Genomic DNA, 15858 nt, shown 5'->3' on the forward strand with positions numbered 1-15858 from the left:
AACTTTAACAAAATCGAAAAAAATGTGATTTCGTACACATCTGAATTCCCTGTTAGCGGGAATGCACATATAATGCGCTCCCATCACAGATTCAGACTTATCAACTCATCGCCAGAATGGCTTAGATACCTCGCACAACATGAACATGAAATTAACAACGCTTTTTGCGGCGGCGTTAGCCGTAGTAGGTTTTTGTAAGACCGCGTCTGCGGTGACGTATCCCCTGCCAACCGACGGTAGCCGTCTGGTAGGCCAGAACCAGGTTGTGACGGTACCAGAAGGTAACTCTCAGCCACTGGAGTATTTCGCTGCGCAGTACCAGCTGGGCCTGTCTAACATGCTGGAAGCGAACCCGGGCGTTGACCCGTATTTGCCGAAAGCGGGCACCGTGCTGAATATTCCTCAGCAGCTGATCCTGCCGGATACCGTTCATGAAGGTATCGTGATTAACAGCGCCGAAATGCGTCTGTATTACTACCCGAAAGGCACCAACACCGTTATCGTGCTGCCAATCGGTATCGGCCAGCTGGGTAAAGACACCCCAATGAACTGGACCACCAAGGTTGAGCGTAAGAAAGCGGGCCCAACCTGGACGCCGACTGCCAAAATGCACGCGGAATACATCGCTGCGGGTGAACCGCTGCCAGCCGTTGTACCGGCAGGCCCGGATAACCCAATGGGTCTGTACGCGCTGTACATTGGCCGCCTGTACGCTATCCACGGTACCAACGCCAACTTCGGTATCGGCCTGCGCGTAAGCCACGGCTGCGTGCGCCTGCGTAACGACGACATCAAATTCCTGTTCGAAAACGTGCCGGTCGGTACGCGCGTGCAGTTCATCAACGAACCGGTGAAAGCGACCTCTGAGCCAGACGGCAGCCGCTACATCGAAGTGCACAACCCGCTGTCCACCAGCGAAGACCAGATCAACAACAACGAAATCGTCCCTGTTACGCTGAACAGCGCGGTACAGGCGGTGACTTCTCAGCCAGACGTAGAAACGGCGATTGTTGACCAGGCCGTGCAGAACCGCTCCGGTATGCCGGTGCGTTTGAACTGATAGCGAAGCATTAAAAAAGCGGGCCTCGTTGCCCGCTTTTTTTTTATCCGTTATTCACGATCACGATCCCGCCGTGGTCGTACCGATAGTGGCAGTGGGCATACTCCAGCGGCGTGCCGTCCTCCAGATAAATCACCTGCTCCACTTCCAGGATGGGGTCGGTCTGCTCGCAGACCAGATGCTCCCTGTCCAGCGCGTTGGGCTTAAGCGCCCGCACCACCCGATACGACCCCATAATTTTCAGCGCCAGCGTCTCCTGCACGTACTGGAACACTGAACCTTCAAGATGGTTTTTCGTCAGGCCCGGCACCAGATTCATCGGCATCACCGTGGAATCCAGCGACATCGGTTCGCCGTTCAGCAGACGGAGTCGAATGAAGTCATAGATCGGCGCATCGGCGTTAATCATCAGCGACGCCTGCTCTTTTTCGTTCGGGAAGCGCAGCTCGAAATGCACTACCCGGCTGGTCACCGTGCCCAGATGCGCCCAGGTTTTAGTCGCGCCAAAGTAGTCGCTGCCGGAGAGGTCCCACTGCGAGAGCTGAAGGAAGTTTTTGCGGATGAACGTGCCCTGGCCCTGGCGGGTATAGACCAGACCTTCGACGATGAGCTGGCGCATCGCCTGCTGAATGGTCATCCGGCTGGAGTTGAACTCCGCCGCCAGCGCAAACTGGTCTGGCAGGGGTTCGTTGGCGGCGTACTGCTGGCTGATAATGCGTTTCTTAATTTCCCGCGCTATGGTGATGTACTTCGCCGCCATCGTTCTTCCTTTCAGTTAGTTTTCTATCCCGCTGTTTTTCAACGCCACTCTCTCGGCAATCTTGAGGAAAGGCAGGTAGAAGAATACACCAAATACGATGATTGCCAACTGCACCACCACCGCCCGCCAGTCCCCTGCCGTGGCCAGCCAGGCGCTGAGAATGGGCGGCGTGGTCCAGGGGATCATCACCACGCAGCGCGACATTAGCCCCAGCGTGGTACAGAGCCAGGCGAAGTAAATGCCGATGGCGGGCAGCAGCACAAACGGGATCATCAGCGGCAGGTTAAACACGATCGGCAGGCCGAAAATCACCGGCTCGTTGATGTTGAACAGACCGGGCGCCAGCGACAGACGCGCCACCTGCTTCGCCGATTTTTGTCGGGAGAAGATAAAGATGGCGATCAGCAGCGATATCGTGCTGCCCGTGCCGCCCACCATGCCAAACGTCGGCACGAAGATGTTGTTGATGATATGCGGGATGGGCTGGCCGTTGGCGAAGGCCAGCATGTTCTCGTTGGTGTTGATCAGCAGGAACGGCTCCAGCACCACGCTGTTAACGACTGACTGATGAATACCGAGCGTGAACAGGAAGTTACCGAAGCTGTAGATGAAAATCGTCCCCGGCAGGCTGGTGTTAATCAGCCGCAGCGGCTGCTGGATAAAGGTGGTAATAAGATGGATCAGGTCCGTGTGCAGCACGTTTGCCAGTATCGCCGCCAGCACCGCGAACAGGGAGAGCGTGAGAATGGTCGGGATCAGCGCGGTAAAGGATTTGCTCACCGCCGGAGGCACGTTTTCCCCGAGGGAAATGTGCAGCGCCTTCAGGCGCGAAATGGCGATAAACACTTCCGTTGAGAGCAGCCCGATCAGCACCCCGGCGAAAATCCCGGTTGAGCCAATATTGGTGAACGTCAGCACCTGGGTGATGTTCACCGCGGCATCGCTGCCGACGGGCGTAATCTGCAGGCGCATCGGCATCATGATGATGAAGCTGCTGACGGCGATAACCACTGCCGAGACCGGATTGTCGAAATCTTTGTTGCGCGCCAGCGACCAGGCAATCATCGGGGCCAGCAGCAGCGCGGCAATGTTCAGCGTGCCGTTGATAATCGCCTCGCCCCACACCTTAAACTGCGCGAGCGTGTCGCCGTGAAAAATCCACGGAAATACCACGTTGTTCACCAGCACCGCCAGACCGGCGAGGATGAAAATCGGCATCACCGTGGCGAAAGCGTCGCGCAGGGAGCGCAGGTGCACCTGATTTGCCAGGCGCGCCGAGAACTCTACAAATTTATCGACAAAAGACTGCATGTGCGGTGTTATTTTTGTTTCAGACATAGCGGATAGTTCCCATCAATCAGTCACAAAAACGGCCCGGCAGCGTACGGCTTACATCTCGCGTCCGTTGGTATGGATAACCTGTTTTAACCACGCGTAGCTCTTCTTCGGCACGCGCTTCAGGTCTTTCAGGTCATGGTTTTCACGGTTGACATAGACCACGCCGTAGCGTTTACGCATGTCGCCCTGGGAGCTGAGAATGTCGATTAACCCCCAGCCGAGGTAGCCGATCACCTCTGCCCCGTCCTCGAACATCGCCTCCTTCATGGCATTGATATGCGCCCGGTGGTAGTCGATGCGGTAGGTGTCCTCGATCGGATTGACGCCGTCCCAGGACTCAATCACCCCGATGCCGTTTTCGATCGGGAAGACCGGCATCCGCCAGTCGTTGGCGTAGCGGGTGATGATGGTGCGAAAGCCCAGCGGATCGATCTGCCAGTTCCACTCGGTGGCCTTCAGGTACGGATTGTTTTTCTCGCCGTGCAGCAGGTAATAGTTCACCGGCGTGCCTTCCGGGATCGCATCGCTGTCCAGCGTTTTGCTGGCGTAGTAGCTGAAGGCCATATAGTCGTTTTTAGTCCGCGCCAGCAGCGCTAAATCCTCGGCGCGGTAGATATCGCCAAAGCCCTCCTGCTCCACCACCGCCATAACCGCGGGGCTGTAGCCCTGCCCTGCGAAGACGCGCAGCAGGTTCTGGTTGAGGAACTCGTCGTACTGCTGGGCGCAGAAGATATCGCGCGGTTTGCAGGTGGCCGGGTAGATCAGCTGGTGCGCCAGCATGCCGCCCATCAGCTGGCCCGGTCTGGTCTGATGCAGATATTCGGTCAGCGCCATGTGCGCCACCATCGTATGGTGCTGCAGCTCGTACAGCTCGCGCAGGGTTTTCTCACCGTGCATATAGCCGGAAATGCGGAACGCTTCAGGCATATGGAAGATGTTCTGCTCGTTGAAGGTCAGCCAGTACTTCACGCGGTCGCCATAGCAGTCGATCATCTTTTTGCCGTAGCGGATAAAGGCCTCCATCACGCGGCGGTCGTTGAAGCCGTTGTACTCCTGCGCCAGCGCCAGCGGCATATCGAAGTGGTACAGGCAGACCATCGGTTCGATGCCGCGGGCGATCAGATCGTCAATAAAGCGGTCGTAAAACGCGATGCCCTCGTCGTTGAACGCGCCGTCGCCCTGCGGGCAGACGCGGCTCCATGAGATCTGAAAGCGATAGCAGTTCATGCCCAGATCCTGCATCAGGTCGAAATCTTCCCGGTAGCGGTGGTAGGAGTCGGTCGCGACTTTCCAGTCGGAGACGTTATCCCCGGCTTCGCGAATGTCGTAAACCGACATCCCTTTCCCGCCCTCGTTCCATGCCCCTTCCGTCTGCATGCTGGACACCGAGTTGCCCCATAAAAAATTGGCCGGCAGCGAATTGTTCATGCTCTCTCCCTATATGACTAGTCATTTAAAATTTCATGACTAGTCATATAGGCGAAGATGAAATGGGGATCAAAGAGGAGGATCGTTTTTTGTGAGCAATGCGGGAAAAAAAGCCCCGGTTAGCGATGCACTACCGGGGCGAGGAAGGTTATTGTTGCGCGAGCTGATTGCGGCGATATTCCCCCTGCCGCTCCAGCATCCAGCCAGGGTATTCGCGCGGCAGCGCGCTCACCGCATCAAGCTGCTTGAGTTCGTCTTCGCTTAAGCGGATCCCGGTCGCGGCGATATTGTCGTCCAGCTGTTCGACGCGTTTCGCCCCAATGATGACGCTGGTCACCGCTTTCTGATGCAGCAGCCACGCCAGCGCGATTTGCGCGACGGAGACGCCCTTGCTTTCGGCGATAGTGCGCATCACGTCCACGCAGTCGAAGGCGCGATCTTTGTTCACCGGCGGGAAGTCAAACTCCAGACGACGACCGCCGGCTTCACTCTGACCGTCGCGGCCATATTTTCCGCTCAGCAGACCGCCTGCCAGCGGGCTCCAGACCATCAGCCCGACGCCTTCGCTCTGCATCATCGGTACCAGCTCGCGCTCCAGATCGCGCCCGGCAATGGTGTAATACGCCTGCAGCGACGCGAAACGCGCCAGCCCAAGACGTTCAGAAATACCGAGCGCTTTGGCAATCTGCCACGCCGCCCAGTTCGAGACGCCGATGTAGCGCACGTGGCCGTGCTGCACCAGGTTATCCAGCGCGTAGAGCATTTCTTCAATCGGCGTTGCGGGGTCGAAGCCGTGAAGCTGGTAGAGATCGATATGATCGAGCTGCAGGCGGCGCAGGCTTTCCTTCACGCTGCTGATGATGTGATAGCGCGAGCTGCCGCGCGAGTTCACCCCTGCCGTTCCCGTTTCGCCGAACACTTTCGTCGCGACCACCACGTTCTCGCGAGGGATCTTCAGGTTTTTCAGCGCCTGACCGGTGATCTCCTCCGAGCGTCCTTCCGAGTAAACGTCCGCGGTGTCGATAAAGTTGATCCCGGCATCCAGCGCGCGGCCCACCAGCTGCTCGGCTTCACTTTGCTGGAGCTGGCCAATCTTGCCCCACATGCCGCCCTCACCGCCAAAGGTCATGGTGCCGAGGCACAGTTCAGAAACAAACAGACCGGTGTTGCCCAGTTTTTGATAACGCATAAGTTATTCCTCGCATGTCGATTGGGTACCCGATAGTTATACCCGCCCCTCAGCCATCGCGAATGTGGTGTTCCTGTCCGTTTCTTGCCCAATCCTCTGAATTTATCCGCGCGGGGCGTCGCCAAAGACGCTGTAGTCCGGTAATTGCACCTGCTGATACGGCTCCCAGCCGCCGCCGAGGGCCTTGTAGAGCGCCACCAGATCGAGCGCGCTCTGCACCTGCGCCTGTGCGCGCTGCTGCTGGGCCTGCGCCAGCTGTCGCTGGGCGTCCAGCACGTCGATAAAGCTGGCGATCCCCTGCCGGTAGCTGTCGCTCGCTAAATCAAAGGCGTTTTGCAGGGCGTCGATCGTTTTTGCGAGACCCGCTTCACGCTGCTGGTCGGTGCGATAGCTCACCAGCGCGTTTTCCACATCCCCGAGCGCGGTCAGCACCGTCTGGCGATAGTCCAGCACCGCCGCTCCCTGCTGCGCGCGCGCCACCTTGACGCTGGAGACCAGTCGACCGCCCTGGAAGATGGGAATGGAGACCTGCGGGCCAAAGCTGTAGAAGTGGCTGCTCCAGTCGGTCAGCCAGTTGGTTTCGCTGTTGCGCAGGCCAAACTGCCCGGAGAGCGTAAAGCTCGGGAACAGCTCCGCCACCGAGACGCCGATTTGCGCCGTGGCGGCATGAAGGTTCGCCTCCGCTTCGCGCACGTCCGGACGGCGTCGTGCCAGCGTGGACGGAATGCCGGTCTGCACGATATCCGGCAACGCCGGCATCGGCTGCGCAGACTGAAGTTCGCCATCCAGCGCCCCTGGCGGCTTGCCGAGCAGGATCGCCAGGCCGTTCATCGCCTGCCGCTCCTGCGCCTGATATTGCGGAAGCTGTGCTTCAAGGTTGCCTAACTGCGCCCGGGCGTTTTCCACATCCATCTGCGGCGACAGCCCGCCCCGCTGGCGGCTTTCGGTGAGATCCAGCGTCTGCTGCGCGCTTTTAATCTGGGTGTTCAGCGTGGCGATAATGCTCTGCGCCCCGCGCAGCTGGAGCCACGCGCGCGCCACTTCGGCCTCCAGCGATACCAGCGCGTCGTTACGCTGCTCGATAGCCGCTTTCTGCTGCGCTTCGGCGGCTTCCACCTGACGACGCACCTTGCCCCACAGGTCGATTTCCCACTGGGCGTCGAAGCTGCCCTGGTATAGGTTAATCGGCTGCGTCAGCGGCCCCAGCGCGCCCTTCAGGTTGGGATCGATACTATCCACCTGGTCATACACGCCGTGGGATTTCAGCTCTCCTTCCAGGCCAAGCTGCTGGCGCGTCGCTTGCAGATTGCCGTTCACCGACGGATAAAACGCCCCACCCGCCTGGTTAATCTGCTCTCGCGCCCCGGCGATGCGCAGCACCGTCTGCTGCAGCGTCAGGTTTCCGGCAATGGCGCGCTCAACCAGGCTGTCGAGCTGCGGCGAGCCGAAGGTCTTCCACCAGCGCGGATTGGTCGCAGCGGAAGTAGTTTGCGATTTCACCGCGCTGTCGCCCTTATCGTTCCAGTGCGTAACGGCGGGCGGCGCAGGCTGCTGGTAGTCAGGCCCAACGGCGCAGCCCGCCAGCAGCATCATTATCATCAGGGGGTGTAAACGTCTGTGTATCATCAATGTGCTCCTGCACTCCCCTCGCTCTTAACCGGCGAGAGCAACAAACAAAACGGAATCAGTAACAAGGCCACCGCGCTCAGGATGGTAAAGACGTCGATGTAGGCCAGGAAGCGCGACTGCTCGATCATCGTCTGGTACATGCGTCCGGTGGCGATGCCGGTGGGGTCGCCCACCTGGGTGGTAAAGTTCTGGATCGCCTGGGCGCTTTCGCGTATCGCCTGCTGGAACTGCTCGTTAAGCGGCGAGGCGTGGTACGCCAGATGCGCGCTGTGCGCCTGCGCGCGTTCGGTGATGGCCGCCGTCGAAAGGGATATGCCAATCGAACCCGCGACGTTGCGGAACATGGTAAACAGCGCCGCCGCATCGGCATTCAGCCGCCTCGGTATCGAGATAAATGCAATCGTCGTGAGCGGCACAAACAGGAACCCCAGCCCTATCGACTGGGCGCTGCGGAACAGCACCAGGGTTTCGAAGTCGATATCCGGCGTCAGCGTTCGCGACCAGAAGAACGACACCGCCAGACAGGTAAAGCCAAAGGCGATAATCCAGCGCGTCTGCACCACCGGCATCAGCTTCAGCACCAGCGGAATGGTTAACACAATCAGCACCGCGCCGGGCGACAGCACCAGCCCCGACCAGGTAGCGGTGTAGCCCAGGTCCTGCTGCGCCAGCTGCGGGATCACCACCGAGCTGCCGTACAAAATCATCGCCATCCCCGCCATCAGCAGGCTGGAGATGGCAAAGTTGCGGTCTTTCATGCAGTGCAGATCCACCACCGGCTTTCTGGCATACACCAGCCAGTAGATGGCGCCGATAATGCCGACAAGCGTCAACACGCCGAAGGTGCGGATAAAGTTCGAGTAGAACCAGTCCTCATCTTCTCCCCGGTCGAGCATTACCTGCAGACAACCCAGCCCCAGCGCGATCAGGCCGATCCCCGTCCAGTCGATAGTCAGCTTCTCTTTTGATTTACTCTCCCACGGCGGATCTTCCAGCAGCTGGTAGATCGCCAGCACCGTGACAATCCCCACCGGAATGTTGATAAAGAACACCCAGCGCCAGGAGTAGTTGTCAGTGATCCAGCCGCCCAGCGTCGGGCCGAGCACCGGCGCAACGATAATCGCAATGGAGGACAGACCAAAGGCCTTGCCCCTGTCCTCCGGCTTGAAGTAGTCGAGCAGCACCGACTGCTGCGTGGGCTGCAGCCCGCCGCCAAAAAAGCCCTGCATCACGCGGAACAGGATGATCTGCCACAGCTCGGTGGCAATCCCGCACAGGAACGAGCAGACGGTGAACATGACGATGCAAATCAGGAAGAACTGCTTGCGGCCAAACACCCGGCTCAGAAACGCCGAGATGGGCAGCACGATGCCGTTCGCGACCAGATAGCTGGTTAACACCCAGGTGGATTCGTCATAGCTGGACGAGAGCGAGCCTGCCACGTGGGGCAGCGCCACGTTGACGATGGTGGTGTCCAGAATTTCCATGAATACCGCCAGGGTGACGACAATCGCCACCGCCCACGGATTGCTGGCGGGTTTCCAGCTGTCGTGGCTGTGATCCGTCATTCCACCGTCACCTTCGGTGCAACCGACAGCCCCAGCGGCAGCGGTTTGTTTGGATCCAGGCCTTTATCAATCACGATTTTGACCGGCACGCGCTGCACAATTTTGACGAAGTTGCCGGTGGCATTTTCTGCCGGGAAGGCGGAGAAGCGCGAGCCGCTGCCCTGCTGGATACTGTCGACATGGCCCTCAAGCTCCATATCCGGCCACGCGTCGACGGACACGGTGACCTTATCGCCCGGCTTCATGCGCTCGAGCTGCGACTCTTTAAAGTTCGCGACCACCCACACGTTCGGGGAAACCAGCGAGAACAGCGCCGTCCCCGCCTGCACCAGCGTGCCGGGCTGCACGTTGCGTTTGGTGACAACGCCGTCGAACGGGGCGCGGACTTCGGTATAGGAGAGATTAAGGTTGGCCGTTTCCAGCTGCGCTTTAGCCTGATCGACCTGACGCTCGCGCGCTTCAACGTTGGTTTCCTGCTGGCGGATTTGCAGCTGGACCTGCTCTGCCACTTCCAGCTGCGCCTGAGCGCTGGCCAGCCCCGCCTGTGCGCTACGCAGTTGTGCGTTCGCGGAATCGATACTTTGCTGAGTGGTCGCACGCGGGTCGACGCCGCGCTGACGACGGTACTCTGCCTGCGCGTTCGCCAGATCGGCCTGCGCTTTCAGCACCTGCGCTTTGGCTTCGTCACGCTGGGCGGGATATTGCACCTTCGAGAGCGCCAGCTGTGCCTGCGCCTGATGCAGTTGCGCGATAGCCAGCCCAAGCTGGGCCTGAGCCTGATCGCGCTGCGCGGTGGTGTCCCGCGGATCGATAACCACCAGCAGATCGCCCTTTTTCACGCGCTGGTTATCGCGCACGCGCAGCTCGGTAACGTAGCCCGCCGTTTTGGGGGCAATCGTCACCACGTCGCCGTCGGTAAACGCGTCGTCGGTCGTCTCTTCGTTACGGGTTAAAAACCACCAGACCAGCGCCACGACCACCATCACCACCACGACAATGCCGAGGATAATTAACGGTTTCTTGCCCGGGCGCTTACGCTCATTATTGTTTTTGTCCTGCTCGTCAGCAGGCGGGTTTTGATCTTCAGCCATAGTTCAGCAACGGTCCTGTCAGTGAGCGGCATCACACTATGCCGTTCACTAAAGCTAGGACGTTGCTATACGTTTGCCAGGAAAAACTGACAAATTGCGCACTATATGAGAAGGAATATTCCGAAACCGATCGCCGCGGCCCAAACCAGCATCGGAATCGACCAGACGTGGAAACGCCACCAGATACGACGGTCATTGGCCATGCGCAGCGCAATCAGGTTTGCCAGCGAACCGGGCAGCAGCCCAAACCCGCCGATGTTGACCGCCCAGGCCAGGAGCGTATCGGGCGGAACATAGTTGAGCAGCAGAATGGTGGACGGCACGTTGCTGATAAACTGCGACAGGCCAATCGCCGTCAGCCACAGTCCCGGCTGAGACAGCGTGCTGACGCTGTGCAGAACGTTCTGCAGTACCGGAAGCTGGATAAGGAGATGCACATCAATAAACATCGCCATAAAGACCAGCAGCAGCGTCCAGTCCACACTCACCAGCACGCGACGCGCCAGGACGACAAAGCCTGCGGCAACGAGCAGGACGCCCGCCAGCTCATACTTCAGCTCCAGCGCGAACAGAAAGACGATGTATAACCCGAGACAGCTCCACACCAGGCGCGGCTGCCACTGCGGGCCGGTTGTGCCGCTGTGGTACTGCAGCTTTTTATCCGGAAACGCAAACCAGCACACCGCCATCAGCGACAGCATCATCACCAGCGCCAGAGGGGCCATCTGCCAGGTAAAGGCGGCGAACGACAGCCCGGACCGTCCCCACAGAAGGATATTTTGCGGGTTGCCGATTGGCGTCAGAAGCGAGCCCGCATTGACGGCCAGCGCTTCAAAGATGATCAGCCGGCTGACGGGGATCTCGCACAGCTTACGCAGCGTGAGCGTGAGGGGCACGATGATAAACAGCGCCACATCGTTGGTCAGAAACGTCGACAGCACCGCGGCGGAGAACACCATAAACAGGGACAGCCTGCGCTCGGTGGCAAAGCGGCGCACCATTTTGCGGCCCAGAACGTCAAAATAGCCGCTCAGCTCGACCCCTTTGGTGAGCATCATCAGGCCACTCAGGGTAATGATGGTGCGCCAGTCAATTGCGGCGGGCCAGGCGTGTGGCGCAAAAGGCACAAAGAGGCTTAACGCTGCACCAATGATTAATAAGAGATGGAAGAAACGATCGCGTGCCAGGGCCTGCAGTCCGGGGATTTTCATTCAGCGGAGGGACCATATTTAAGGGTAAATTCGCGGAACTTCACCAGCGTCTCTTCGCTGACGTGGTGTTCCATGCCTTCCGCATCCCGGCGGGCGATTTCCGGGCTGACGCCCAGCACCAGCAAAAAATTCTCGACAAGCTGATGGCGCTCGCGGCTCTCCTGCGCGAGTTTCTCCCCTTCCGGCGTCAGAAAAACACCGCGCCAGGGGATCATTTCAATTAAGCCCACGGAAGCCAGGCGTTTTAACATTTTAGCGACAGTTGGCTGTGAAACCCCCAGCCTGGCGGCCATATCGACCTGGCGCGCTTCACCGACCTCACGAATCAGATCGGAAATGAGTTCAACATAATCATCAATCAGTTCACGCCGGTGCGCTTCACGGACCTGGCGAAAACCTTCGACATGTTCTTCAACATTCACCAGTTGCGTCGTTTTCCTCATTGTCGGATGACCTGCGCGACGGTTCATTGTACTTCCTCAGTGGGGTGACGCTTCCAGCGCCCGGTTTGGAGAGCGCACATTGTAAACCATAGCTCCGCAAGCACAAAAAATTAACGAAATAGCCATAGCTATACAATATAGCCTGTGCTATATCTGTATGTAATGCAGTCACCCTTCACGGATCGAAGGGATCAAAACTCAGGAGGTCTTATGAACGAATTCAAGAGGTGCATGACCGTGTTTACCCACTCTCCCTTTAAAGTGCGCTTAATGCTGTTGAACATGCTGTGCGATATGTTTAACACCAAACCGCATCAGGACGACAAACCTACCCACTAAGCGGCGTTGCGGTACGCCGCTTCATTTTCCCGTCACAATCTCGCTGTAAACTGGCTTCCAGCCGCCTTATTCCCGATCTTTTTTACGGATTTGCAATCCCCTTCGCAAAACATCTGCTTAGCAACTGTTGATATTATTTAGCGCTCGCACTATCTTCTTGCAGCCCTGCACAATTTGCGGCTCGCTGAAGCGGACCCTCATTCCCTCTCCACGCACTGTCAGGCAGGTTATGACCCTTGACGCCAGGGTGAGCACATGGCGTTTTCATCCATGATAGTGACCTATGAATGTAACCCTGATAGATACCGTTGTGACCCGCAGCCGGGCCTTAAGCCCGTGGACGGGTTTTTACTTTTTGCAGTCATTACTGATTAACTTTGCGCTGGGTTATCCCTTTAGTTTGCTCTACGCGGTGGCGTTCACCTGCGTTTTGCATGTGCTGTGGCGATCCGCACCGCGCGTGCAAAAAGCGTTAATCGGGATCTGCTCGCTGGTCGCTGCACTCTATTTCCCGTTTGGCCAGGCTTACGGCGCGCCAAACTTTAATACCCTGCTGGCGCTGCACTCGACCAATATGGAAGAGTCAACGGAGATCCTGACGATCTTCCCGTGGTACAGCTACGTGGTCGGGATCTTTATCTTCGCGTTGGGCGTTATCGCCATCCGCCGTCAGCCGGGCGAGAAAAAACCCTGGGGTAAGATCGAAATACTCTGTCTGGTGTTCAGCGTTGCCGTGGCGTTTGTCGCTCCCATCCAGAATATTCCCTGGGACGGTAAGCTCAGGCTCACCAATATCGGCTATCCGGTTTTCCGCTTCGTGAAGGACGTCGTTGTCAATAATAAAGAGGTTCTCGACGAGCAGGCGCGCATGGCTGAGCTTTCCAATATGAAAGACACCTGGAACGTGCTGGCCGTTAAGCCAAAATATCATACCTATGTAGTGGTGATTGGCGAAAGTGCCCGTCGCGATGCAATGGGAGCCTTCGGCGGACACTGGGATAACACACCGTTTGCCAGTTCGGTTAAAGGCACGCTGTTTACCGATTATGTCGCGGCCAGCGGCTCGACGCAGAAATCGCTCGGCCTGACCCTAAACCGTGTCGTCGACGGCAAACCCCAGTATCAGGATAATTTTGTCACCCTGGCAAACCGCGCGGGTTATCAGACCTGGTGGTTCTCCAATCAGGGGCAAATTGGCGAATACGATACGGCCATCGCCAGTATCGCCAAACGTGCCGACGAAGTGCAGTTCCTGAAGAACGGCGACTTTGAAGCCGACAAAAACACCAAAGACGAAGCGCTGTTGAAAATGACGGCACAGGTTTTCGCCACTCCGCGCACCCAGCCTCAGCTGATCGTCCTGCACCTGATGGGGTCGCACCCGCAAGCCTGCGATCGCACCGGCGGGAAGTACGCGGAGTTCGTGCAGTCCAAAGAGACCTCTTGCTATCTCTACACCATGACGCAAACCGATGAGCTGCTGAGCAAGCTGTACGATCAGCTGCGCAATACGGGCGACAGCTTCTCCATGGTCTATTTCTCGGATCACGGACTGGCGTTTAAAGAGCGTGGTAAAGAGGTGCAGTACCTGGCGCACGATGACAAGTTCCAGCAGAACTTCCAGGTGCCGTTTATGGTGCTGTCGAGCGACGATAAAACGCATCGCGTGATTAAAGCGCGCCGTTCGGCAAATGATTTCCTGCAGTTCTTCTCGCAGTGGACGGGGATTACAGCCGAGCAGATAAAAACGGCTTACCCGTTTGTCTCTAACAAGAAAGCTCCTCCAGTGTACGTTACCAACTTCAAGTTACAGAAAGTTGACTACAACCATCTGGGTACGGATATTTTCGATATTAAGAGTAAGTAATTGCCGTCTCGTGCGGACTGATGCCCTCACCCTGGCCCTCTCCCACGGGGAGAGGGAACAAACACTAAAAACGGCAACCTGGGGTTGCCGTTTTGCTTTTACCTTCAAAAAAAAATCCGCCACTTGGGCGGATTTTTTATTAGCTCACCGGAGTGATTAGAAGCGGTAACCTACGCCCGCGATCCAGGTGCCAACGTCAACGTTGCGGATACGGCTCTGCTCATAGGAGAAGTCCAGAGCAACGTCCTGGATTGGGTTGAACTGCAGGCCTGCGCCATAGGAGAAGCCATAGTCGCTGTTGCTTGCAGTGCGGCTTTCGCTCTGGTTTTCAGTCTGCTGGAATTTACCGTAGCCAACACCTACAACACCGTAGATGCTCGCCCAGTCATTCAGACGGTAAGCTGGACCAGCGGTGATACCGTAGTACTGGCCTTTGTTGTATGCGCCGTTTTCAGAACGATCTTTCTCGGTGTAGGTGAAAGAACCGATCACGCCCAGTGGGTTGTTGTCCTGCTCGTAGCGATACTTCAGGTTGAAACCGTTAGCTTTGTTCATCACGCCCTGATAGTCGCTCTGAGCGTAACCACCAGTAACAGTAGAAGTAGCAGCTACAGCGGTACCTGCGGAAACAGCCAGTACAGCGGCCAGTGCTGAAAGACATGCAATTTTTTTCATAACCACCTCAAATGTGCTTCAAGTAAGTCCGTAAGTTTTAAATATATCAAAAAAATTTGCGAAACTCTTTGTGATTCGTGATGTCTAATGAAACCTTTCCTGTAACAGAACGTTTCCAGCATCAGCTATCTCTTTCAAATCACATGCAATTTTCACTACTAAATGCGCATATTGCGCGTACGCGCCGTTACATTCATCCAGATTATTCCTAATCTATCAGGCGATAAATCCACCAGCGCTTAACCATTTTACGGATTTGACACGGTTTTTTTTCAACAGCGCCTCAACCGTTGCCGCTTATTTCCTTTACACTGCAACCTTTACCTCATTTGACATAAGCTGACAGGAGAAAGGATGCCTGGGTTATCCCGCACGTCGTCGGTCTGGTTGCCGGTGGCAGTCATACTCATTGCCATGTTGTCCATTCAAAGCGGTGCTTCGCTGGCAAAATCACTTTTCCCGCTGGTTGGTGCGCCAGGCGTGACTGCCCTGCGTATCGTGCTGGGCACGGCGATACTGGTGGTCATTTTCAAACCCTGGCGTCTGCGCTTCAAAAAGGAGCAGCGTTTACCCCTGCTGTTTTATGGACTTTCCCTCGGGGCAATGAACTATCTGTTCTACCTCTCTATTCAGACGATACCGCTGGGGATCGCCGTCGCGCTGGAGTTTACCGGCCCGCTGGCGGTGGCGCTTTTCTCCTCGCGACGTCCGGTCGATTTTATCTGGGTCGTATTAGCCGTTCTGGGCTTATGGTTCCTGCTGCCGCTGGGCCAGAGCGTCGCTGAGATCGATCTGACGGGCGCAGCCCTGGCGCTGGGTGCTGGCGCCTGCTGGGCCGTCTATATACTTACGGGCCAGCGTGCAGGAGAAGAGCACGGTCCGGCGACCGTCGCGTTAGGTTCCCTGATCGCAGCCATCGTCTTCGTGCCTATCGGCATGGCGCAGGCGACCGAATCTATCTGGCAATGGTCCGTCATGCCCATCGGGCTGGCGGTCGCGATTCTTTCTACCGCACTCCCCTACTCTCTGGAGATGATTGCTCTTACGCGTCTGCCGACGCGCATATTTGGCACCCTGATGAGCATGGAGCCTGCGCTAGCCGCCATTTCTGGAATGGTATTTCTCGGCGAAACCCTGACATTGACGCAGACGCTGGCGCTCTGCTCGATTATCGCGGCATCAATGGGCTCGACGCTCACCATGCGCCCGGAACCTAAAGTTGAGAAAGTGGATATCAGCTAAGGCCATATATTCTGCATG

The 15858-nt window shown here is 57.3% G+C and carries 14 protein-coding genes; 4 read left to right on the forward strand and 10 right to left on the reverse strand.

The window, feature by feature from the left end:
• Positions 1-139 precede the first annotated feature (139 nt).
• On the forward strand, positions 140-1060 hold the full coding sequence (gene ldtB, locus AC27FC_RS13310) for a L,D-transpeptidase (protein WP_029740604.1): 921 nt from the start codon (positions 140-142) through the stop codon (positions 1058-1060).
• A gap of 43 nt (positions 1061-1103) precedes the next feature.
• Here ldtB and AC27FC_RS13315 read toward each other — a convergent pair whose 3' ends face one another.
• The 9 genes from AC27FC_RS13315 to mntR all read right to left on the reverse strand — a co-directional run bounded on the left by AC27FC_RS13315 (position 1104) and on the right by mntR (position 11744).
• Positions 1104-1820 (reverse strand): GntR family transcriptional regulator, encoded by a 717-nt coding sequence (locus AC27FC_RS13315; protein WP_196354684.1) that lies wholly within the window; start codon positions 1818-1820, stop codon positions 1104-1106.
• 15 nt (positions 1821-1835) lie between these two features.
• Positions 1836-3158 (reverse strand): PTS sugar transporter subunit IIC, encoded by a 1323-nt coding sequence (locus AC27FC_RS13320; protein WP_033145007.1) that lies wholly within the window; start codon positions 3156-3158, stop codon positions 1836-1838.
• A gap of 51 nt (positions 3159-3209) precedes the next feature.
• The gene (locus AC27FC_RS13325) at positions 3210-4586 is read right to left on the reverse strand and encodes a glycoside hydrolase family 1 protein (protein WP_196354685.1); all 1377 of its coding nucleotides are present in this window, start codon (positions 4584-4586) and stop codon (positions 3210-3212) included.
• A gap of 148 nt (positions 4587-4734) precedes the next feature.
• The gene (locus AC27FC_RS13330) at positions 4735-5775 is read right to left on the reverse strand and encodes an aldo/keto reductase (RefSeq protein WP_023310892.1); all 1041 of its coding nucleotides are present in this window, start codon (positions 5773-5775) and stop codon (positions 4735-4737) included.
• Between the two features lie 102 nt (positions 5776-5877).
• Positions 5878-7401, reverse strand: coding sequence for an efflux transporter outer membrane subunit (locus AC27FC_RS13335; protein WP_048976793.1), 1524 nt, complete (start codon positions 7399-7401; stop codon positions 5878-5880).
• Positions 7401-8972 carry a DHA2 family efflux MFS transporter permease subunit gene (locus AC27FC_RS13340; protein ID WP_033145003.1) on the reverse strand — a complete coding sequence of 524 codons (1572 nt, stop codon included), beginning with the start codon at positions 8970-8972 and terminating at the stop codon, positions 7401-7403. Before AC27FC_RS13340 ends, AC27FC_RS13335 begins: the two co-directional genes overlap by 1 nt.
• A complete protein-coding gene (locus tag AC27FC_RS13345) occupies positions 8969-10063 on the reverse strand; it encodes an HlyD family secretion protein (RefSeq protein ID WP_032661279.1) in 1095 nt (364 codons plus the stop codon). The genes AC27FC_RS13340 and AC27FC_RS13345 overlap by 4 nt, the downstream gene beginning before the upstream one ends.
• A 101-nt stretch (positions 10064-10164) precedes the next feature.
• Positions 10165-11274, reverse strand: a complete 1110-nt coding sequence (locus tag AC27FC_RS13350) for an anion transporter (protein WP_033145002.1) — start codon at positions 11272-11274, stop codon at positions 10165-10167.
• A complete protein-coding gene (mntR, locus tag AC27FC_RS13355; RefSeq protein ID WP_023310887.1) occupies positions 11271-11744 on the reverse strand; it encodes a manganese-binding transcriptional regulator MntR in 474 nt (157 codons plus the stop codon). Before mntR ends, AC27FC_RS13350 begins: the two co-directional genes overlap by 4 nt.
• Positions 11745-11927: 183 nt before the next feature.
• On the opposite strand from mntR, the gene mntS reads away from it, so the two are divergent.
• A complete protein-coding gene (mntS, locus tag AC27FC_RS13360) occupies positions 11928-12056 on the forward strand; it encodes a manganase accumulation protein MntS (protein WP_048979635.1) in 129 nt (42 codons plus the stop codon).
• A 283-nt stretch (positions 12057-12339) separates the two neighbouring features.
• Positions 12340-13923 (forward strand): phosphoethanolamine transferase, encoded by a 1584-nt coding sequence (locus AC27FC_RS13365; RefSeq protein WP_064672137.1) that lies wholly within the window; start codon positions 12340-12342, stop codon positions 13921-13923.
• A 156-nt stretch (positions 13924-14079) separates the two neighbouring features.
• Here AC27FC_RS13365 and ompX read toward each other — a convergent pair whose 3' ends face one another.
• Positions 14080-14598: an outer membrane protein OmpX gene (ompX, locus tag AC27FC_RS13370; RefSeq protein WP_023310884.1), complete on the reverse strand. Its 519-nt coding sequence runs from the start codon at positions 14596-14598 to the stop codon at positions 14080-14082.
• A gap of 354 nt (positions 14599-14952) precedes the next feature.
• Here ompX and rhtA point away from each other — a divergent pair, with 354 nt between their 5' ends.
• Positions 14953-15840, forward strand: coding sequence for a threonine/homoserine exporter RhtA (gene rhtA, locus AC27FC_RS13375; protein WP_023334998.1), 888 nt, complete (start codon positions 14953-14955; stop codon positions 15838-15840).
• Positions 15841-15858 lie beyond the last annotated feature (18 nt).

It is taken from the genome of Enterobacter sp. C3_dUdeg (assembly GCF_057536195.1).